General features: G+C 42.6%; 20 protein-coding genes. All 20 read left to right on the top strand.

Going from position 1 to position 20,655, the window contains the following annotated elements; all coding sequences use genetic code 11:
• Window positions 1–36: 36 nt before the first annotated feature.
• On the top strand, window positions 37–945 hold the full coding sequence (locus NAF01_RS13530; RefSeq protein ID WP_048011581.1) for a cupin domain-containing protein: 909 nt from the start codon (window positions 37–39) through the stop codon (window positions 943–945).
• Between the two features lie 118 nt (window positions 946–1,063).
• Entirely contained in the window at window positions 1,064–2,197 is a 1,134-nt protein-coding gene (locus tag NAF01_RS13525; protein WP_222501285.1) for a GerAB/ArcD/ProY family transporter, read from the top strand.
• A complete protein-coding gene (locus tag NAF01_RS13520) occupies window positions 2,157–3,617 on the top strand; it encodes a spore germination protein (protein ID WP_222501283.1) in 1,461 nt (486 codons plus the stop codon). Before NAF01_RS13525 ends, NAF01_RS13520 begins: the two co-directional genes overlap by 41 nt.
• Complete coding sequence (locus tag NAF01_RS13515; protein ID WP_250800459.1) at window positions 3,617–4,759, top strand: Ger(x)C family spore germination protein; 1,143 nt, start codon at window positions 3,617–3,619, stop codon at window positions 4,757–4,759. Before NAF01_RS13520 ends, NAF01_RS13515 begins: the two co-directional genes overlap by 1 nt.
• A 116-nt stretch (window positions 4,760–4,875) precedes the next feature.
• A complete protein-coding gene (locus NAF01_RS13510) occupies window positions 4,876–5,319 on the top strand; it encodes a DUF2243 domain-containing protein (protein WP_222501280.1) in 444 nt (147 codons plus the stop codon).
• On the top strand, window positions 5,316–5,771 hold the full coding sequence (locus NAF01_RS13505) for a hypothetical protein (protein ID WP_248347628.1): 456 nt from the start codon (window positions 5,316–5,318) through the stop codon (window positions 5,769–5,771). The genes NAF01_RS13510 and NAF01_RS13505 overlap by 4 nt, the downstream gene beginning before the upstream one ends.
• A gap of 149 nt (window positions 5,772–5,920) precedes the next feature.
• Complete coding sequence (locus NAF01_RS13500; RefSeq protein WP_250800457.1) at window positions 5,921–7,834, top strand: PTS mannitol transporter subunit IICBA; 1,914 nt, start codon at window positions 5,921–5,923, stop codon at window positions 7,832–7,834.
• Between the two features lie 90 nt (window positions 7,835–7,924).
• Window positions 7,925–10,006: a BglG family transcription antiterminator gene (locus NAF01_RS13495; protein WP_250800456.1), complete on the top strand. Its 2,082-nt coding sequence runs from the start codon at window positions 7,925–7,927 to the stop codon at window positions 10,004–10,006.
• 12 nt (window positions 10,007–10,018) lie between these two features.
• Window positions 10,019–11,155: a mannitol-1-phosphate 5-dehydrogenase gene (locus tag NAF01_RS13490; RefSeq protein WP_248347624.1), complete on the top strand. Its 1,137-nt coding sequence runs from the start codon at window positions 10,019–10,021 to the stop codon at window positions 11,153–11,155.
• A gap of 183 nt (window positions 11,156–11,338) precedes the next feature.
• The gene (locus NAF01_RS13485; RefSeq protein ID WP_250800454.1) at window positions 11,339–12,097 is read left to right on the top strand and encodes an alpha/beta hydrolase; all 759 of its coding nucleotides are present in this window, start codon (window positions 11,339–11,341) and stop codon (window positions 12,095–12,097) included.
• Window positions 12,098–12,572: 475 nt separating this feature from the next.
• Window positions 12,573–13,292: a GntR family transcriptional regulator gene (locus NAF01_RS13480; RefSeq protein ID WP_250800452.1), complete on the top strand. Its 720-nt coding sequence runs from the start codon at window positions 12,573–12,575 to the stop codon at window positions 13,290–13,292.
• 197 nt (window positions 13,293–13,489) lie between these two features.
• The gene (locus tag NAF01_RS13475) at window positions 13,490–14,581 is read left to right on the top strand and encodes an ABC transporter substrate-binding protein (protein ID WP_250800451.1); all 1,092 of its coding nucleotides are present in this window, start codon (window positions 13,490–13,492) and stop codon (window positions 14,579–14,581) included.
• Window positions 14,582–14,597: 16 nt separating this feature from the next.
• Window positions 14,598–15,674: an ABC transporter ATP-binding protein gene (locus tag NAF01_RS13470; protein WP_250800449.1), complete on the top strand. Its 1,077-nt coding sequence runs from the start codon at window positions 14,598–14,600 to the stop codon at window positions 15,672–15,674.
• 5 nt (window positions 15,675–15,679) lie between these two features.
• Window positions 15,680–16,597, top strand: a complete 918-nt coding sequence (locus NAF01_RS13465; protein ID WP_250800448.1) for an ABC transporter permease — start codon at window positions 15,680–15,682, stop codon at window positions 16,595–16,597.
• Window positions 16,594–17,394 (top strand): ABC transporter permease, encoded by an 801-nt coding sequence (locus tag NAF01_RS13460; RefSeq protein WP_135147720.1) that lies wholly within the window; start codon window positions 16,594–16,596, stop codon window positions 17,392–17,394. Before NAF01_RS13465 ends, NAF01_RS13460 begins: the two co-directional genes overlap by 4 nt.
• A 15-nt stretch (window positions 17,395–17,409) precedes the next feature.
• Window positions 17,410–17,733, top strand: coding sequence for a (2Fe-2S)-binding protein (locus NAF01_RS13455; RefSeq protein WP_250800446.1), 324 nt, complete (start codon window positions 17,410–17,412; stop codon window positions 17,731–17,733).
• Window positions 17,723–18,802 (top strand): NAD(P)/FAD-dependent oxidoreductase, encoded by a 1,080-nt coding sequence (locus NAF01_RS13450; protein WP_250800444.1) that lies wholly within the window; start codon window positions 17,723–17,725, stop codon window positions 18,800–18,802. Before NAF01_RS13455 ends, NAF01_RS13450 begins: the two co-directional genes overlap by 11 nt.
• Window positions 18,803–18,831: 29 nt before the next feature.
• Window positions 18,832–19,161: a (2Fe-2S)-binding protein gene (locus NAF01_RS13445; RefSeq protein WP_048009195.1), complete on the top strand. Its 330-nt coding sequence runs from the start codon at window positions 18,832–18,834 to the stop codon at window positions 19,159–19,161.
• On the top strand, window positions 19,162–20,250 hold the full coding sequence (locus NAF01_RS13440) for an NAD(P)/FAD-dependent oxidoreductase (RefSeq protein WP_250800443.1): 1,089 nt from the start codon (window positions 19,162–19,164) through the stop codon (window positions 20,248–20,250).
• Between the two features lie 71 nt (window positions 20,251–20,321).
• Entirely contained in the window at window positions 20,322–20,654 is a 333-nt protein-coding gene (locus tag NAF01_RS13435; RefSeq protein WP_250800441.1) for a DUF1904 family protein, read from the top strand.
• The last annotated feature ends 1 nt before the right edge of the window (window position 20,655 follow it).

Here is a 20,655-nt window from a genome sequence, read left to right as displayed (position 1 = left end):
GATGTGGTGATAATTCTGTGAAGGGAATGACAAGTATTGTATCATCCTAATGCGTATTCCTATCCTTACTACCCACAGCCTCATTCACCTGTATATCATACTGACGAGATGTTAAGAAGCAATCAGGATCATTTTCAGCAGCTTTGTGAAACGGTTCTTGAAGGAGTCAAAAGGGAGGCATCTGTACTTGAGTTATACACTCAGCTGGCAGAGCATGCTCCAAATGAAGAGCACAAGCAGAACATTATTCAGGCAATCGAAGGAAAGAAAATCTATTTAAACCATTTTTGCAACCTTTATTACAATTTAACAGGGAAACAGCCTGAGTATCAGGTCGGCCATGTTGCCATTGATCATTACCGTGATGGATTGCGCATGGCATATCAAATCGAAATGGAAGGTTTCGAGGAGAACCAAAGGGGTTCCGTGCTTACTCAGCTTCCACAGGTTCAAAATGTATTCTTATGGGCAATGAGCGGCGAACAGGAAAATGCAGCGCGATTAGTCTCACTTAATAACCGGGTGACCGATTTCGGTCCGCAGCCATTTGTCGTGGATATTGAGGAAGCAACGAAGAAAAATAACAACTTCCGGACAGCCCTATGGACTGGAAAGCATTTGCAGCTGACATTAATGAGCATCAATGTTGGCGAGGATATTGGCCTTGAGGTTCATCCGGAGCTCGATCAATTCCTGAGACTTGAAGATGGTGAAGGAATGGTTTATATGGGGGATAGTCCTGACCGGCTGGATTTTCAGCGGAAAGTAGCGGATGATTTTGCGATTATCATTCCTGCAGGCAAATATCATAATCTGATTAATACAGGCAATAAGCCACTTAAGCTTTATTCCATTTATGCGCCGCCGCAGCATCCGTTTGGAACCGTGCATAAAACAAAGGCAGATGCCATGGCTGCCGAGGAAGAACATCATCAAGGAAATTAAAAGGAGAGGGATGAAATGAAAGCAATCAGCTTTCGTTTCATCCCTCTTTACTATCTCATTACATAAATTTCACTTGTCTGGTAAGTATATTAATTAAAATAAATAGCTGGAGATATATATGCAAAATTTAGTTAAAGTACTTATACCCAGACAACTAATGTTATTAATGATCCTGTCCACAGGCTTGCTTAACCATGTAATATTGATCCCTAATTTATTGACAGCTGCCGGCAGAGACAGCTGGCTTAGTGTGATTGCAGCTTATCCGATCTCGGTAATATTAATATGTCTTATCTATTACATACTTAAAAATTCTACAGATGATGGTTTCTTCCCAATGCTGAGAAAGCGACTTGGAAAAATGATGTCCATTCTGCTGTCTATCCCTGTTATCGTCTTTTTGATTACGAGCACTTATATAACGTTCAGGGACTTAGTGATCTGGTTAAATGCATTTTTCCTAGCAGATTCCTCTGTTTTATTGATTAACATCATGCTAATAATCGTTTGCTTCATTATGACACAGGCCGGTGTGAAATATATGGCGATCTCAAGCGGGGTGCTCCTGCCGTTTGTCATGCTATTTGGTGTATTTATTTCCATTACCAACACAAGATTGAAGGAACCCGGCCTGCTGTTTCCAGTCCTTGCAGATGGTTTTGAACCCATCATGATCGGGATTGTCTATACTCTTTCAGGATTACTTGAGGTTTATATTATTCTTTTACTGCAGCCTTATTCACAGAAATCCTTTAAGTTGAAGCATTTAATTTTTCTTCTGACTCTTTTAACAGGTCTGACTTTGGGGCCGCTCACAGCGGCAATCATGGAATTTGGACCTGAGGAAGCAACAAGATTCCTTTACCCTGCCCATGAGCAATGGAGAGTTTTAAGCATTGGTGAGTATATCTCTCATCTGGACTTTCTCGCCTTATTTCAGTGGCTGAGCGGGGCACTTATCAGAATCGGATTATTTATGTATTTAGCAGGCACATTTTTTTCCGCTAAAAAGAAACATTATCGATTAAACCCCAAATTAGTCATTATTTTATACCTCATCCTGGTTGGTTTAATCAGCATAAAGATAGAAACTTACACTTTTTATCAGTTTATTTATAAGTATTATCTGCCCGTCAGCATGGTGTTTTTCCTATCTTATATCCTTTTGTCAGCGTTGATTGTATTAGTTTTGAAGAAAAGGGATGAAAAACATGGCAAAAACAAAACTTCTAAAGTCCAATCCTCACCATAACGAGAATGGCTGCCAAAAGACAGAAGAGTTAAAGCAGCAGTTTAGCAAAAGCGGCGATTTTGTGAGCAAATCACATGTTACCGAGAATGAAGAGTTTGAAATATTATTTTTTGATACACTGGTCGATACCCAATATTTGGATCAATACATTTTACCTATGATTGCAGCCGCGAAGAGCGGTTCGGCAAAAGAAAAGCTCAGGATATTATTTCAAGCTGACCTGGTAACAGGAAAATCAATTAATGATTTATCGCAATTGCTTTTTGAGGGCAATTATCTTTTCGTGGCTGATAAGGACCTGCTTAGTATTAAGGCAGCGAATATTCCGAAGCGCCAACCGGAAGAATCTGCACTTGAGACTTCCATTAGAGGTCCAAAGGACGGATTTGTTGAAGATTTACAGACCAATATATCTTTAATCCGCAGAAGGCTCAATACCAGTACGTTATGTGTCGAGAAATATACCTTTGGAAAACGGAGCAAAACCAAAGTGGCACTTATGTATATAGAAGACATTATTGATAATCGTGTTTTGGAAGAAATTCATAAAAGGCTAGAAAAGGTTGAACTCGATATCTTGACGAGCATCCATGAACTCGACTCTCTAATTAGAGATCGCCCTTTTTCGATTTTCCCCAGTCTTGATTATACCGGCCGCCCGGATTTTATTGTGCAGGCACTGAATCAGGGCCGATTTGCCATTTTGGTGGATGGGAATCCCACTGTTACATATGCACCAATCAGCTTATTATTGCAGACGAAATCGCCTGAAGACTATTACATGAATTATGCATTTGTCAGTATGGAAAGAATGATCAGGATGATCGGGATAACGGTATCGGGTTTTCTTCCGGGGGTATGGATCGCTTTTTCCGCATTTAATATAGAACAGATTCCTTACCTGCTCGTTGCCACCATTTCTGTATCCAGATTTGGACTGCCTTTGAGTGCACCAATTGAAATGTTCATCATTCTCCTTTTGTTTGAACTATTTAATGAAGCAGGAGTCCGACTGCCGAGAGCCATTGGCCAGACAGTTGCAGTACTGGGGGGCTTAATTGTCGGTGATGCGGCTATAAGGGCGGGATTAACCTCTCCAACGATGCTGGTAGTCGCGGCGATTACGTATATTTCGTCTTTTACTCTTGTGAGTCAGTCACTTAGTTCTGCCATTACTATTGTAAGGTTTTTCGTTATCATCATGAGTACTTTTTTAGGCTTATTTGGCGTCATCTTATGTTATATTCTTACTGTCTTATATTTATCCACAATCTCTTCATTTGGAGTTCCTTATCTTTCTTCTCTGGCTCCGATCAGCTGGAGAGAAAGCATAAAGTCTTTTCTGATGCTTCCTGTTCAATTTTATAAATCACGTACAACATCCACCAGTCCTGACGATCCGACCAGGAGGGATAAGTAATGGCCAGAAGTATCATACTGATTATTTCGGCATGCTGTATCATGCTTTCAGGCTGTTCCGGCATCAAAAACATTCAGGATTTGACTTATATTGTATCGATTGGTATGGACTATGATGATGATAATAAAGAATATACAGTCTATCTCCAAGGACTAAATTTTATAAATGTCGCGAAGCAGGAAGGCGGAAAATCTGCAGACCCAGTCCCTATTTTTGTGGCTTCAGCAAAAGGAGAAACGTTAAATTTAGCAGTAAGGAATCTCTATAAAATGTCCGAACCTCCTCTATATTTCGGCCATATAAAAACCCTTGTCATTACCAATCGGATCGTTCAGCACAAGTTCAAGGAAGTTGTGGAGGAAGTCGGGAAGAATCGTTCCATACGTCCTACATTTCATGTCGTCACAACTGATGAAGAAATTGAAGAGGTTTTTAATATAAATGCCTTGTTTAACTATCCTGCCGTCTATACCGTTTTATTTAAAAAGGATACTTACGAGATTGCCCAAAATGAAATTAGGCCGGTAACAATAATGAAATTCCTGCGGGATTATTATGAACCCATGAATTCATCGAGGCTGCCCTTTGTAAAAATAAATAAAACAAGCTGGAAAGCAGAAAAGGATTATCCGGTTTTATATTTTGACGGGTATTCCGTCTTTCAAAACAGGGAGTATAAGAAGGAGCTTGAATTTGAAGATTCTATATTCCTTGATTGGCTGCTGGAAAAATATATTGCTATTGATGAAAGAGTCGAAGAAGAGGGTAAATTGGCTGCTGCAGTAAAGCTGGAAAGTCCAAAACTGAAAATAAAGTATGATGAAGGTTCCTCCACCCCCAAATTTTCAATCGATTTATCCATTCGCGCAGATTTATTGGAAAAAGTACAGGACATTCCAATAAGCAGGTTAACCAGCCTCGCTGAAGAGGAAATAAAAACAAAGCTAAAAACTTTTTATCAGGATGGAGTCGAAAATAAAATTGATTACCTGAATGCCGGCGAAAAATGGTTTCGCATGCATCCTGAGCAATTCGCAGAGTTAAAAAGGACAGGCAAATTTTTTTTGGAGGAAGACTCTCTGACTGACATTAGGGTTAACGTTCAAATTTATAATTTCAACAGCTATAAATATATTGAATAAGACTGGGAAGAGGAGATGCCTCTTCCTTTTATTGCGGGTAAATTTGATCTATAAGAATAATTCCTCTCCATTTTGGGCACTAATCGATGTATGAATGTTTTTCGGAGGGTGCTTTTATGAAAAAAGAAAACAAAAATTTATTCATAGCCGGGTTAATACTCGGGCTTGGTCTGGTAGGGGCGATTGATGGCATCGTATTTCATCAGCTGCTGCAATGGCATCATATGATACTGAGTCCAAATATCAAACTCGAAATTTTTACAGATGGTTTGTTTACGGCATTATTTTCGGCGAAGCTGCTTTGGGGCGGCATGAAGATTTTTCAGGATGCCCGCAAAGATGAATTGGGCACCAGCTGGAAGATCTTCACTGGAGGTATATTTATTGGGGGAGGCGCCTTTAATATTGTCGAAGGGATTGTAGACCATCACATCCTCCAGGTTCACCGTGTCAGGCCATTGGCAGAAAACCCTTTGTTCTATGATCTGGCCTTTCTGGCAATCGGATTATTGCTTGTCATAATTGGGTTTATGATTAAGAGGATGGAGAAGGAAGCATGATGAAAAAAGCAAGAAGCTTAATCAGTTTTATCGTTATTTTCTTAGGCTTTTTTTATTTTTACACCAGTCAAAATCCTCATAATCAGACCGGTGCTGCGGATCACATGGCACATGGATATGTGGAAATTCCGAAAGGAAATGAGATTCCGGCTGTAAACTTATCCGTATCCTCTGATGGTCCGGATACATGGCTTTTAAAGCTGAATCTGTTTCATTTTGCTTTTGCCCCTGAGAAGGTTGGCGAGAATAAGCCAAGCTATAATGAGGGACATGCCCACTTATACATAAACGGCAAAAAAATCAGCCGCCTATACGGAGAGTACTATCATTTAGGCAAACTGAAGGAAGGCAGGAATGAGATAACCATAACCCTTAATTCGAACAATCACGGAGCATTAATGGCTGGAGGAAAACCCGTGCAGGCAACAGAGGTCATTGAAGTGAATAAGTAGGGAAATAGCGGAGAACTCAACCTGATATAGGAGAAACTATAGTTTTGTCATCAGTCCTGCGACAAAGTTAGGTTTCTCCTTTGTTGAGTCCGGCGGTTATGTACTTTACCATTAGTAATAAAGTACTTATTTTGAAAGGATGAGTGTAAATGGCTCAATCTAATCTAAAAGTTGCTGTACAAAAGTTCGGTAACTTCCTGAGCTCCATGGTGATGCCAAATATCTCAGCTTTTATAGCATGGGGTCTTATTACAGCTTTATTTATACCTACTGGTTTCATTCCAAATGAAAGCCTTGCCAAAATGGTGGGGCCAATGGTGACATACTTGCTTCCGCTGTTAATCGGATACACCGGAGGTAAGCTTGTTCATGATCAGCGCGGTGCCGTTGTTGGTGCCATCGCGACAATGGGGGTAATTGCCGGGGCAGAAATTCCAATGTTCCTTGGCGCCATGGTAATTGGTCCTCTCGGGGGCTATGTGATTAAGAAATTTGATCAATTGGTTGAAGGCCGAGTGCGTGCAGGCTTTGAAATGCTCGTGAACAACTTCTCAGCAGGAATTCTTGGTGCCATTCTGGCCATCCTTGCGTTCCTTGGTATTGGGCCTGCAGTTGATGAATTCACAGGCTGGCTTGTAGCAGGTGTGGACTGGCTGATTGGCACAGGGCTGCTTCCGCTGACAAGCATCCTGATTGAACCGGCAAAGGTATTATTCCTGAACAATGCCATCAACCACGGTGTTCTGTCGCCAATCGGCGTTGAGCAGGTAAAAGAAACAGGACAATCCATCCTGTTCCTGCTTGAAGCGAATCCTGGACCTGGTCTTGGTGTTTTGCTTGCTTACATGTTCTTTGGAAAAGGCAATGCAAAGAAATCTGCTCCAGGTGCCGGAATCATTCACTTCTTCGGCGGAATTCATGAAATTTACTTCCCGTACATTTTAATGCGCCCTATGCTCATTGTTGCGGTTATCCTTGGCGGAATGAGCGGTGTGTTCACACTGGTTCTTTTAGGCGGCGGATTGTTCGCTCCTTCATCACCGGGAAGCATCCTTGCCATTACCGCTGTAACACCTCATCATGCAAGTGCGTATATTGCAAACTTTGCAGGTGTGATTGTGGCTGCAGCCGTTTCATTCATAGTCTCTGCATTCATCATGAAAACAGGCAAGCAGGGTGAAGAAGATATTGAAGAAGCTGCGAAAAAAATGCAGGAAATGAAAGGCAAGAAAAGCTCTGTTTCTAACGTATTAGAAGGTGAAAAGGCTGCAATGCCTGATAACGTATCTAAAATTTATTTTGCCTGTGATGCGGGTATGGGCTCAAGTGCCATGGGTGCCTCACTGCTTCGCAAAAAGGTGAAGGAAGCAGGCATGGACATTGCAGTTACGAATACAGCAATCTCGAATCTTCCTGCAGATGCCGGGATCGTCATTACACAGGAAGAACTGACACCAAGGGCACGCCAGAAAGTGCCGAACGCATTCCATGTATCGGTTGATAATTTCCTATCAAGTCCGGAGTATGACAAGCTGATTGACGCACTGCAGTTCCCGGCTAACTCGGAGCTGTACGAAATCGTTGAAGGAGCAGAAGAGAATGTTCCTGATATGACGGATGAGGAAATGGCACATGAAGACGACTTATTGCGTCCGGAAAATATTTTCCTGAACAAAGAGTTTGCGGATAAGGATAAAGCAATCCGCTTTGCCGGAAGAGTGCTTGTGGATGCAGGCTATGTGGAAGAGAGCTATATTGAAGCGATGATTGAACGTGATAACATCACATCGACTTATATGGGGAATGATGTAGCAATCCCTCATGGAACGGAAGAGGCGAAAAAGGCTGTCATCAAATCCGGCTTTACTGTTATCCAGGTGCCAAATGGCGTAGATTTTGATGGCCAAAAGGTCCGTCTGATCTTCGGAATTGCAGGGAAAGACGGCACACATCTTGAAATCTTATCAGGCATCGCGGTAACATGTTCTGACATGGATAATATCGAGAAACTGGCTTCTGCTGAATCTGTAGAGACCATCATGGATATTATCGGCAAGAAATAACTTTACGAATAGAAAAGCGTTCTAATGCGCTTTTCTATTCAGTGTTTTTGTAACCTTTTATGTCATTAATTGTAGAAATGAGCTGATCTCATGTATATTACATCGAGGGAAAAAGCCATTATTGAATTCATTATAAAAACATCGGGCAAACACACGGCATTGTCGATTGCTTCTTCATTAAATGTCAGTGCAAGAACGATTCAGAGGGACTTAAAGGCAGTTGAGAAAATTGTCAGTGAGTTCGGACTGACCTTAACCCGAAATGTAAATCAGGGACTTGCCATTGAAGGGAAAAATGAGCAGATTTTCCGGTTGATCCAGCATTTGACCAGCAGTGAACCGATCGATGAGCTTCCTCAGGAAAAGAAGCTGCGCCTTCTTTTGGCTATTCTTGAAGAAGACGTATATAAGACTCAGGTGCTTGCCGGGTACCTCGGCATCAGCACGGCAACTTTGACAGCCTACCTGGACGAACTTGCTGAATGGCTATCCCGTTTCCAGGTGAGCTTGACGAGAAAGCGTGGGGTCGGCGTAGAACTTCACGGAACGGAAGCAAATAAAAGAATAGCGCTTGCCCATTTTCTCCTTCAATACTTTAATGAAGAATTAATTGAGAAATTATTTTTGCTGGACAAAGGGAAGCTCGGTGAAGACAGGATACTGCATTACTTTGAAGCAGATGATCTCCGCCATGTTAACATCATCATTCAGACTGTATTTAAGGGCGCACCTGCCCGGTTTGCCGATAGCGGATATCTGGAGATTGTGCTGCATACGTGCATAACACTAAAAAGGGCACTCAGCGGGTTTCCTGTGGAACGGATGGATCTTACGGAGACAGAGGTTACCGTTGAATACGGATTGATCCAGGAGGTCACAAGCAGGCTCGGACAGACATTTGACTGTGATTTTTCAGAGGGGGATATCCACTACCTGGCTCGTATACTTAAAGGCACCAAATGGAGCGGGACGGAGGCTTTTCCGTACGACAGCATAGTACTCGCCCAAATGATCAGGAACGTGATTAAATCAGTTTCGGAACAGCTCCATGTGGATTTGAACAAGGATTTTTCCTTATTTCAGGGACTGCTCGCCCATATGGAGCCATCTCTATACCGGATCAAGCAGAATATGGAGTCCTATAACCCGCTTCGAGAGGAAATCAAGCGTAAATATCCGGTTCTGTTCATGGCTGTGAAAAATAGTCTTGAAGATGAGTTTACGGATATTGAACAATTTTCCGATGATGAGATTGCGTTTATCGTCCTTCATTTCGGTTCGGCCCTTGTGATGCAGGAAGAGAATCTTTCCATAAAGGCGCTTCTCATTTGTCCGACAGGCATCGGCACCTCCAAAATGCTGAGAAGCAGGCTGAAAAAAGAGGTGGCTGAAATTGATGTCATCGAAATCAAATCGATTAAGGAAATGTCAGAGGGTGCCGATCTGAAGGAATATGATTTAATTCTTTCTACTGTCAGACTGCCTTTTATCCATGCAGAGTATATTTTGGTGAACCCGCTCTTAAGTGAAGAAAACATACTCACGATAAAAAATTACCTGAAGAAAAACATTGAAAGCTTTACAAAAGGGAAGCAGTACCAGGAATTGATGGAGGGCGGTCACCAGCATCCAGTCTCATTAGGCTCCATGCTTGAGGAAATTAGCGATATTCAAGAGAGCATCCAGTCTCTGATTCATAACTTCCGGTTTTACCGGATGAGTGGTGAAGCAGGCCAGGAGCAGATTCTCGCAAGAATGCTGTCGAATGCAGAAGGAGATCAGCTGCTGACAAATCCTGAAGATGTGCTTCAATCATTAAAGGAGCGGGAACAAAAAGGAGGCCTGGGCATTCCTGAAACGAATATGGCTCTCTTTCACGCGCGTAGTCAAAACGTCCGTAAGCTTATTTTTCAAATTGCCCATCTGCCAAACCCTTGCCTGGTAAAGGGAATGGACGGAAAAGAAGTGGCAATGAAAAACCTCCTGCTTATGCTGGCGCCAGATGAGCTAAGCAGAAGAGGGCAGGAAATAGTAAGCTTAATCAGCACGAATATCATTGAGACAGAGGAATCGATTTTACTATTTTCTTCCGCAAACGAAGACATGATCTTCAAGAAGCTGGAATCGATTTTTACAGAATACCTCCAATCTCATTTTAAAATAAACCGGTAAAGGAATGATTCGATGAAACAGGCAGTGCATTTTGGAGCAGGGAACATAGGAAGAGGATTTATCGGAGCTCTATTTTCACAGTCAGGCTATCATGTGACGTTTGTGGATATTGCTGAAGGGATTATCAATCAATTAAACGAAGAAAAACAATATAAAGTGATACTGGCAGCAGATAAACCGGAAAGCTTGACCATTGAAAATGTGTCAGGATTGAATAATTTGACTCAGGAGGCTGAAGTGATTGAGGCCATTAAACAGGCTGATTTCTTAACCACAGCCATTGGGCCAAACATCCTTCCGCGGATTGCGCCTTTAATGGCGAAAGGCCTGGCTGCCAGAGCAGAAGCAGGGATCACAGAAGAGCTTTATGTCATCGCATGTGAAAATCAAATCTCAGCAACTGACTTATTAAAGGGTTATATTTTGGAGAATCTGGAGAGCGGTATTAATCTTCAAAATGTATCTTTCTTAAACTCCGCTGTAGACCGGATTGTTCCAATTCAGAACAATCAGGGATCACTCGATGTATTGGTTGAACCGTACCATGAATGGGTTGTCGAAACGACTGAAGATATTCCGCATATTGAGGGAATGAAGATTGTTCCGGAGCTTGCGCCGTTTATCGAAAGAAAGCTGTTCACGGTTAACACAGGACATGCGGTTATTGCGTACTTTGGTTACCTGGCAGGGAAAGAAACCATCGACCAGACACTTGCTGACGGGGACATATATAAGCAGGTGCAGGCAACACTGGGCGAAACAGGTGCTTATTTAATAGATCGCTATGATCTGAATCCGGACGAGCATCAGAAATATATCGATAAAATTATCGGCCGTTTTGAGAATGCACGCCTGAATGACGGTGTCACGCGAGTCGGCCGTTCACCAATAAGGAAGCTTGGACCTGAAGACAGATTGGTCCGCCCGGCACTGCAGGCTCAGAAGGCAGGCCTATCCTTCACAAACCTGGCAAAAGCTATTGCTGCAGCGCTATTGTTTGATAACAGGGAAGATGATGAAGCGGTTAAGCTGCAGGACATGATTCAGGAAAGCGGAGTGGCATATGTACTGAAAGAAGTATGCGGACTTGAAGAATCAAGCGAACTCGCACGTGAAATACTGAAGCAATATGAAGCGCTAAAAAATTAATGGAAAGAAGACTGCTGAGAATGATCAGCAGTCTTATTTTTTTTGGAGCTTTTTTCGGCGGACCGCTGTAAAATAATTTACAAGTGAGGGGCAGATATGAAATTCACTGGAGTGTTTGAAGAAGAGGATCTGAAGTTTTGTTTTTGACCGCACTATTAGAACAATGAGAATGAGGTGGCAGCCATGCTTGAAGTGTTAACTGTGTCGATTTTTAATCAGGAAAGAAAGGTCCGGATTTATCTGCCGGAGCATTATTACAGCAGCCATAAACGCTACCCGGTACTATACATGCATGACGGGCAAAATATTTTTGGTGCTGAAGAAGCAATTGGCGGAGTGTCCCTGGATTTGCATAACCATCTCGATCGATCCAAATCAGATTTAATCGTGGCAGCTATTGACCAAAATACAGAAGGCGAAGAACGGATTAATGAATATTGCCCATGGAAACATGGCGATTTCAGTGAGCAGCTGTTAGGGTACAAAAGCAGTTCAGGCGGCAAGGGGAGTGATTATGCTGACTTTATCGTGAATGAGCTGAAGCCATTAATAGATAGAAAATATAGAACAATGAGTGGCGAAAATTATATGGCAGGCATCTCTTTGGGCGGACTCCTCTCTGTTTATGCCGGCTGCAAATATCCTGATGTTTCTAAAAGAATCGCAGGGATGTCATCTGCTTTTTACCGGAATCAGGAGGAAATAGAAAAACTGGCAGGCAGCACACCTTCATCAGAGAAAATATATCTGGATTGCGGCACTGCAGAGGCGGGGGAAAATAGTAAGATAAGTGAATTATTTTTGGAGTCTAACAAAGCTGTTTATGAAAAATTAAAAAGCAGCGGATCTGAGGTTGAGCTTCGGATCGTTGAAGGGGCGGGGCATAATTATACGGCGTTTAAGGAGAGAATAGCTGATGTGATGGAGTTTTTCTTGAATTAGAAGTGTGGTTGGTTAATCGGGAAGAGGACTAACCAGGAAAAGTAGCAGGGGACGAGAGATGGGAAGTTAATCCGGGGGATTAGCGACCAAAAAGAGTGGAGACCGAGGGAGATGGTGGTTAATCAGGAAGAATAACGACCAAAAGGAGAGGAGACCGAGGGAAATGGTAGTTAATCAGGAAGAATAACGACCAAAAGGAGAGGAGACTGAGGGAAATGGTAGTTAATCAGGAAGAATAACGACCAAAAGGAGAGGAGACTGAGGGAAATGGTAGTTAATCAGGAAGAATAACGACCAAAAAGAGCAGAGACCGAGGGAAATGGTAGTTAATCCGGGTGAATAACGGCCAAGAAAGCAGAGCATTAATTTAATATTGATCAAATTTTCAAAAAATATTGACAACTAGCCCAAAAACAGATAAATTATTAAATAATATAAAGTTATAACATTATATTCTTTCAAGGGAGATACATAAATGCAGATAGATAAAAGTTTACATATACCCCTATATAGACAAGTAGAGCAGATTCTGGAAGAAAAAATCATTACAGGCCAGTGGGAGGTAGGGAGCCAGCTGCCGACTGAGCAGGAACTATCCGACCGATTTGATGTCAGCACCATTACGGTTAAAAGAGCCGTGATTGAGCTTGTGAACAAAGGTTATCTATTCAGACAGCGAGGAAAGGGAACCTTTGTATCCGGAGCTGCAAAAGAGCAGGATCTTAATTCCATCATTTCGCTTTCCACCGGTTCGGAACAAGAACATCCGCATGAAATGATCAGCTTTATATATGAAACAGCAGGTTCTGAAATTGCCCAGAAGTTAAGGCTTGATCCTGAGGATGAGGTGATCAGAATTGAGAGATTAAAAGTCGAAAACAATGATCCTCTCGCACTGGAATATACCTATCTTCCAGCTGATAAATGTCAGGGGCTTACACCTGAAATGATTAATAACGACCTAATCTTTAACATCTTAAAAAACAGATTCCATATAGCATTAAACCGGGCTAAGGTATTTATCCGGCCTTATATTCTTCCCAGTCATCAGGCAAAGCTGCTTCATGTGGAACCGGGGACACCAGTGTTTGAGTGGGAGCGTACGACATACACAAAGCAGGAAGACATTATTGAGTTCTCAAAATTCTATATCCGCAGTGATAAAGAGGTTTATTATACAGAGGTTCAATTGTAAAAAACTTGATGAGATCACATAGGACAATTTATAAATATAAAAGATATAAAGTTATAATATTATATCTTTATATTTTATATAAATATCAATCTTTTTAAATAGATTGATCTAAATTAAAAAGGGGGTATCGCATTTATCAAGTCTTCATCTTAGAACTGCTCCTTAAGTTCACGAAAGCAAAAATAAACGAGGGGGAAATGAGTTTGAAAAAGAAAGCTTATTTAATTGTATTGCTTTGTTTATTGCTTGTAACGGCTGCAGGGTGCAGCGGCAAAACAGGAAGTTCTGCAGATGAAGGATCAGGAAAAAGTGATGGAAAGACACTTGTGTTAGCAGCATACGGTGGAAGCTATGAGCAAAAAATGAAGGAAGTTCTGATTCCGAAGTTTGAGAAAGAACATGGTGTTAAGGTGAAATATATTACTGGAAGCTCCGTTGATACCTTATCAAAGCTTCAGGCTCAAAAGGATAATCCTCAAATTGATGTAGCTTTCCTCGATGACGGTCCTCAGGCTCAGGCAAAGGCGTTTGGATTGCTGGCTCCATTGGATGAGAGTGTTGTGACGAATCTGGCAAATATCTATGATATTGCAAAAGACAAGGATAATATCGGTGTTGGATTCGGGATTATTTCAACCGGCTTGGCTTATAACAAGGATGTCTTTGAACAGAATGGCTGGGAACCGCCTACATCCTGGAATGATTTGGCCGATCCAAAGTTTAAAGGAAAACTTGTACTGCCATCCATTGCCAATACGTACGGAGTTCATCTTCTTCTTATGACAGCAATTGCCAATGGAGGAAGTGAAGAGAATATCGAACCTGGTTTTGAAAAGATGAAGGAAATCGCCCAAAACGCCATTACTTTTGATAAAACAGCTGACGTTTCCAACTACTTTCTACAGGGACAGACAGTTGCCAGTGCATGGGGAAGCAGCCGGGTATTTACACTTCAGGACAGCGGATTCCCAATTGAGTATGTGATTCCGGAAGAAGGGGTTCCTGCTTTGATGCCAACCGTCAGTGTGATAAAAGATGCTCCAAATGCGGATCTTGCACAGGAATTTGTCAATTTTGTTCTGGATGAAGAAGCTCAGCTGCTATTTGCCAACTCCTTGTTTGACGGTCCGGTTAATAAGAATGTGAAGCTTGAAGGAGATATCGTCGATAAGGTGGCTTATGGGGAAGAGGAGATTGCCAAATTGATCAAAGTCGACTGGGAAACTGTTAATGCAAAACGGGCAGAGTGGACAGAACGGGCCAATAAAGAAATTGAAGTAGCCCATTAAAAGAGAGGGGAAAAGAATGAGTTACTTAAGCCTGGAAAACATGGTCAAGACCTTTAATAAAACAGAAGTGGTTAAAAAGCTCAGCCTTGAAATCCAAAAAGGGGAACTGGTCTCCTTTTTGGGGCCTTCTGGCTGCGGAAAAACGACAACACTGAATATGATTGCCGGATTTTTGGAAGTGGATGGCGGGAAGATTGAGGTGGACGGCAAACCCGTTCACCTGCTTCCTCCCAATAAAAGAGAAATGGGCATGGTGTTCCAAAACTATGCTTTGTTTCCGCACATGACAGTTTTTGATAATGTCGCCTATGGGCTTAAGCTCCGTAAAGTCCCAAAAAGTGAAATCAGCAAAAGGGTGCTTGAAGCATTGGAGATGGTTCGTCTGGCAGGCTATGAAAAACGATATCCAAAGGAACTTTCAGGAGGACAGCAGCAGCGTGTTTCATTGGCGAGGGCCCTGGTCATTAAGCCGAAGGTGCTTCTTCTGGATGAGCCATTGAGCAATCTTGATGCCAAGCTGCGCCAGGAAATGCGTGAAGAAATTGTTGATATCCAAAAGCAGGTGGGGATTACTACCATATTTGTCACACATGATCAGGAAGAAGCATTGGCCATTTCAGACCGGATTGCGGTCATGTATGAGGGGCGGATTGAACAGGTAGATGATCCGGCATCCATATATAACCATCCAAAGACTGACTTCGTGTCCCAGTTTATAGGGGAAGTGAACCACATTCAGGGAAAGGTTCTGGAAACCTATGAAAATAAGAAGTGTAAAATGCACTTTTTTGGAAATGAACAGATCGTTTCCGTTCCATCGGTGAAGAATTCCGAAGTTCACTTTTTCATCCGCCCTGAAAAAATCCAAATCGCTTTAGCCGGATCAAATGAAAGAAATGAGTCTTTTCAAACCAAGGTGGAACGGAAAATGTTTCTTGGAGCCAAGACAAGATACATTTTGAAGGTGCATGACCGGCATCTTATTGCGGATATTTCCAATACTGTTTTGAATCCCACCGAAATAAAAGAAGGAAACAGTGTCTACACCTATTGGAACCCGGAAGACCTGCTGCCTTCAAGAATGGCGAGGTGACTCACATGCAAGCCGGAATCGGAACGGAACATGACTTATTGATTCAGCAAAAGAAAAAGAATGTGAATAAAAAACGGCTTGATACGTGGCTGCTTTTACTTCCAACGCTGGGAATCTTCATTTTCTTCTTTTTGCTGCCATTGTTTTTCTTATTTATCACTAGCTTTAAAAGTTTTGATGCCAGCACAGGAGTGGGAAATGAGTGGACGCTCCAGAACTACATCAAGTTCATGTCAGATCCTTTTTATCTTGGAGTGGTCTGGCGTACGGTGAAAATCGCTCTTTTAACAACATTGATTACGATCGCTATCTCTTACCCGGTTGCTTTTCAGATTTCCAGATCAAAGGGAAGAGCCAGAAATTATTTAACCCTTCTGGTGCTTTCTCCGCTTCTGATCAGCATGGTTATACGCTGCTACGGCTGGGTGATTCTGTTATCCAACAACGGTGTTGTCAACAATACACTATTAAAGCTGGGCTGGATTGATCAGCCTTTAACCCTCTTATACACCGAATTGAGTGTCGTCATCGGAATGGTGCATGTTCTTTTCCCGTACATGGTGCTCAGCATCATGGGCTCACTCGAAAAAATAGACCCTTCTGTCATCAGAGCCTCGCAGAATCTTGGGGCCAGCTCCTTCAGAACTTTCTTTTCCATTTTGCTTCCGTTAACCTTGCCAGGTGTTTTCGCCGGATCGGTTATGGTGTTCAGCTTAAGCGTCAGCTCATTCGTTACACCGGCCATTCTTGGCGGTCCCCAAGTGAAGGTTATGTCCTATTTAACGTATGAACAAGTAGCTGTGATGCTGAACTGGCCGTATGGAGGCGCAATCGGCTTCCTGCTAATCCTGATTGCCACCATTACCATCATCGCATACAGCAAAATCCTTGCCAGGTCTGAGAAAGGAGTGGCCATACAATGAGCAGGAGGCTTCCCAAGTATTTCTTTAACTTTGTTTGTTTAATGGTTTATATTTTCCTGCTGGCACCAATCGTGGTTGTTTTGCTTTCCTCCTTAACAACTACCGAATACATTGTATTCCCGCCAGAAGGCCTGACTCTCAGATGGTACACAGAATTAATTGAACATCCGGAATTTATGCAGTCCTTTACACTGAGCATTATTGTGGCTTTCGGAACCGCCATTATTGCGACTGCCATTGGCACCCTTGCATCGCTTGCAGTAGTCAGGCGCCAATTTAAAGGAAAGACAGCGATTGTTCAATTAGTGGGATCGCCGCTTTTAATACCATCGGTCGTGTTTGGTGTGGCTCTCTTGCAGTTTTACTCATGGATAGGTTTAGCTGCCAGTCCGATTGCTTTAATTTTAGGGCATATCATTTTAACGGTTCCATTTGTGATGCGTCTGGTTGTTGCAAGCTTAGTAGGTTTCGACCGTTCTATCGAACAAGCGGCCTTGAACCTTGGTGCAGGACCGATGAAAGTTTTCTTTCAAATAACTCTGCCGATCATTAAATCAGGCGTTATAGCCGGCGCCATTTTTGCCTTTATTACTTCATTCGATGATTTAACAGTTGCCTTATTCATTGTCAGCACCGATGTCGTGACACTGCCAGTGCGGATCTACACATACATGCAATATCAATATGATCCGATTATCACATCCGTATCAAGCATCATGATTCTATTCACTGTTGTATTAATGCTCGTAATTGAAAGAGTGCTTGGTGTAGGGAAAGTGTTTTCCTCGAAAAATTAGATAGGAGAGGTCTTTATGCACATTGAGAAACATCCTGTTCTTGGCAGGCAGCTTCATAAGCCTGTAACCATTTATTTCAATGACCAGCCATATCAGGCCTATACGCAGCAATCAGTTGCTGCTGCCTTAATGGCAAATGGAATTAAGAAATTGGGTGTCACCCGTAAGCTGGTCCAATCCAGAGGATTATTCTGCTCGCGCGGGAGATGCTGCAGCTGTTATATGACCATTGAAGGTGAGGATCATGTGCGGAGCTGCATGACAGAAGTTGAAGACGGCATGCGAATATACCCGAATATGGATGACCCCGAGGTAAGGAGGGACATTGATGAAGACTGATGTACTGATCATTGGAGGCGGTCCTGCAGGCCTGTCGACAGCAATTGAGACGGCATCAAGGGGACTGGATGTAACCATTGTTGACGAAGCTTCCAAGCTTGGCGGGCAGCTTAACCAGCAGACTCAAGCGCTGCGTCCGCTTCCCTCCCTATATGAATCCATGCGCGGCTTTGAATTGGCAAATAAACTAATCGAGCAGATTAAGGATTATAATGTGAGACAGCTCCTGAATCACCGTGTTGTCGGATTTTACGCTGATGGAAGTGCCGGAATTACAGATGAAGAAAATGTATTTCCTGTAAATGCAAAAAAGATTATAGTGGCTTCCGGAGCAGCTGAAAAGGCTGTTGCTTTTCCAAAATGGACATTGCCGGGGATTATGACAATCGGTGCTGCACAGACACTGATCAATCGTGATTTTGTGATGCCTGGGAGAGAAGCTGTGATTGTGGGCTCCAGTGATTTTGCCATGGAAACGGCTATACAGCTGATGGATGTGGGTATCCGGGTCAAAGCAATTATAGAAAAACAAAGTGGAGCTTTGGCAAAAGAGCAGGAAAAAGTGAGAGAACTGTCACGGAGCGGAATTCCATTTTACTTTAATAGTTTTATAAAAGAGGCAAGAGGAAATGGGCAGGTGGAACAGATTGATGTTGCGCTGCCGGATGACGTCATTACCCTGAATGTGGACCTCGTTTGTATGGATGGAGGCAGGGCACCCATACTGGATGTTTTATATCAGCTGGGCTGTTCCTTTGGATTTCAAGAGGAGCTGGGCGGATGGATTCCGCAATATAATAATAGATTCCAAACCGATAGGGAAGATGTATTCATAGCCGGGAATGCAGCTGGCATCAGCACTCATGGTCCGTTGCTTTTAACAGGAATGATTGCCGGCATCAGTGCAAGTGAAGAACTGCAGGCAATCAGTGCGCTTGAGGCACATGAGATAAGAGAGGCACTTTGGAAGGAACTCGAATTATTGGAGGACAAAGAAATGCACAGCGGAAGAGTCAAGCATCTCGAGAAATTCGCAAACCCGGTACTGAAAGATCAATTTATCTACTAGATAGGAAAAGAGAGAAGAAGGTGAATAAGTTGGATAAATCGACAATCATCTGCAGATGTGAAGAAATCAGCTGTGAAGAAGTGGAAGAAGTTATCAGCAATGGTGGAAGGACCTTTGATGATGTGAAGAGGATTACCCGCTGCGGGATGGGTCCCTGTCAGGCAAAAATCTGCACCAGCATGGTGGCAGAAATTATTCACCAGCAGACTGGGTTATCACCTTCAGAGATTCCGCTGCCAAGAATGAGAATGCCTCTATCCCCCATTAAGCTTGAAACGCTGGCAACGAACAGTACCTCCTTTAGTGCGGTCAAGTCTGTTCTGGATGAGGTGGAATTGGAAGAAGGGAAGGTGAGGTAATTGGAAACCAATTATGAAACAATTGTCATCGGAGGGGGTGTAGTGGGCAGCGGAATTGCTTACCACCTTTCTGAACGGTACAAAGAAGGCGTGCTTGTGCTTGATAAAAAATACCCCATGTCAGGCACCTCCGGATCCACACAGGCCTGGGTATGGGTACATAATAAAACACCTTCCTGGTATGCAGAATTTAGTATGTACAGTGCTGAACTATACCCTTATCTGTCTAAAAAGATAGGGGATGTAGAATACAAGCGGACAGGGGGACTTTCGCCATTTTTCAATGAAAGTGATCGTGAAAAGGCACAGAAGCTTGCGGAATCTTACCGAAAAATCGGCATCAAAATCAAAGTGTTATCCAGGGAAGAAGTTCTCGAAAAAGAGCCCTATATGAATCCGGAAGTAGCAGGGGCTACCTACAGCTCCATTGATGGCAATGTCAATCCATTCCGCTTGATTGATATGTACATGCGAGCAGCTAAAAGAAATGGCGTCCGGTATTCTACTTATAATAAGGTAACGGAGATTAAAAAGCAGGATGGAAAATATTCAGTTGTATCAGATAAGGGTGCGTTTGAATGCAAAAATCTGATTCTTGCTGGCGGAACGTGGTCAAGAGAAATCGGTGACATGCTTGGAGTTAAGATTCCTGTTAATCAATTAAGAGGGCAGATCCTGGTGTCTGAACCATTGAAGCCTTTCTTAAATTTTACAATCAGCGGATTAAGGCAGGCAAACAATGGGGAAGTTCTGATGGGCTATTCAATGGAAGAAGCAGGCTTTAATCGGGCAACAACGCTTGATGTCATTCAGGAAACAGCCAATATGGCAGTCCAATATGTACCCGGATTAAGAAAAGCTAAAATTGTCCGCGCCTTTTCCGGAATCCGGGCTATGCCTGAGGACGGCTTTCCGATTCTTGGTAAAGTGCCAGGCCAAGAAAACCTTTATGTAGCAGCCACCCATAGCGGAGTTACACTTTCTCCTTTAATAGGAACGTTATTAACAGAATTAATCATGGATGGAGAAACGTCCATTCCGATCGACAGGTATTCTTTAAGCAGGTTTGGTGAGAGTGAATTTTATTAAGTTATAATATTATAACTTTTTAAATCAGGTGTCAGGAAAAATATTATGTAAACAAGATTGGAGGAATTTAGATGCCGCATTTGTTTATAAGAGGAATTTCAGTGGATCAGACGAAGGAAATCAGCACGCACCTGGTGAAAGACCTGGCACGGCTTTGTGACTGCGGAGAAGATAACTTTACATTAGAGGTTTTGAACTCAACTTTTGTGTTTGATAAAAATGAAGTTCCAGCCTATCCATTTATAGAAGTAAAGTGGTTTGACAGGGGCAAAGCGGTCCAAAACCAATTTGCCGGAATTGTTTCGAATCATGTTCAGTCGCTTGGAGTGCCGGAGGTTGAGGTGGCATTTACTGCATTTTTAGAGGCTGATTATTATTTGAATGGGAAGAGTTTTGCGGATTAAA

Source organism: Cytobacillus firmus, from assembly GCF_023657595.1.
In the GTDB taxonomy this organism is placed as follows: Bacteria; Bacillota; Bacilli; order Bacillales; family Cytobacillaceae; genus Cytobacillus; species Cytobacillus firmus_B.
The sequence above is the reverse complement of the archived record's forward strand: the minus strand, read 5'-3'. Positions and strand labels throughout refer to the sequence as shown.

Coding starts and splice junctions, on each gene's coding strand:
- NAF01_RS13525 (WP_222501285.1), top strand. CDS start 1,064: ATGCAAAATTTAGTTAAAGTACTTATACCCAGACAACTAATGTTATTA.
- NAF01_RS13520 (WP_222501283.1), top strand. CDS start 2,157: ATGGCAAAAACAAAACTTCTAAAGTCCAATCCTCACCATAACGAGAAT.
- NAF01_RS13515 (WP_250800459.1), top strand. CDS start 3,617: ATGGCCAGAAGTATCATACTGATTATTTCGGCATGCTGTATCATGCTT.
- NAF01_RS13510 (WP_222501280.1), top strand. CDS start 4,876: ATGAAAAAAGAAAACAAAAATTTATTCATAGCCGGGTTAATACTCGGG.
- NAF01_RS13505 (WP_248347628.1), top strand. CDS start 5,316: ATGATGAAAAAAGCAAGAAGCTTAATCAGTTTTATCGTTATTTTCTTA.
- NAF01_RS13500 (WP_250800457.1), top strand. CDS start 5,921: ATGGCTCAATCTAATCTAAAAGTTGCTGTACAAAAGTTCGGTAACTTC.
- NAF01_RS13495 (WP_250800456.1), top strand. CDS start 7,925: ATGTATATTACATCGAGGGAAAAAGCCATTATTGAATTCATTATAAAA.
- NAF01_RS13490 (WP_248347624.1), top strand. CDS start 10,019: ATGAAACAGGCAGTGCATTTTGGAGCAGGGAACATAGGAAGAGGATTT.
- NAF01_RS13485 (WP_250800454.1), top strand. CDS start 11,339: ATGCTTGAAGTGTTAACTGTGTCGATTTTTAATCAGGAAAGAAAGGTC.
- NAF01_RS13480 (WP_250800452.1), top strand. CDS start 12,573: ATGCAGATAGATAAAAGTTTACATATACCCCTATATAGACAAGTAGAG.
- NAF01_RS13475 (WP_250800451.1), top strand. CDS start 13,490: ATGAGTTTGAAAAAGAAAGCTTATTTAATTGTATTGCTTTGTTTATTG.
- NAF01_RS13470 (WP_250800449.1), top strand. CDS start 14,598: ATGAGTTACTTAAGCCTGGAAAACATGGTCAAGACCTTTAATAAAACA.
- NAF01_RS13465 (WP_250800448.1), top strand. CDS start 15,680: ATGCAAGCCGGAATCGGAACGGAACATGACTTATTGATTCAGCAAAAG.
- NAF01_RS13460 (WP_135147720.1), top strand. CDS start 16,594: ATGAGCAGGAGGCTTCCCAAGTATTTCTTTAACTTTGTTTGTTTAATG.
- NAF01_RS13455 (WP_250800446.1), top strand. CDS start 17,410: ATGCACATTGAGAAACATCCTGTTCTTGGCAGGCAGCTTCATAAGCCT.
- NAF01_RS13450 (WP_250800444.1), top strand. CDS start 17,723: ATGAAGACTGATGTACTGATCATTGGAGGCGGTCCTGCAGGCCTGTCG.
- NAF01_RS13435 (WP_250800441.1), top strand. CDS start 20,322: ATGCCGCATTTGTTTATAAGAGGAATTTCAGTGGATCAGACGAAGGAA.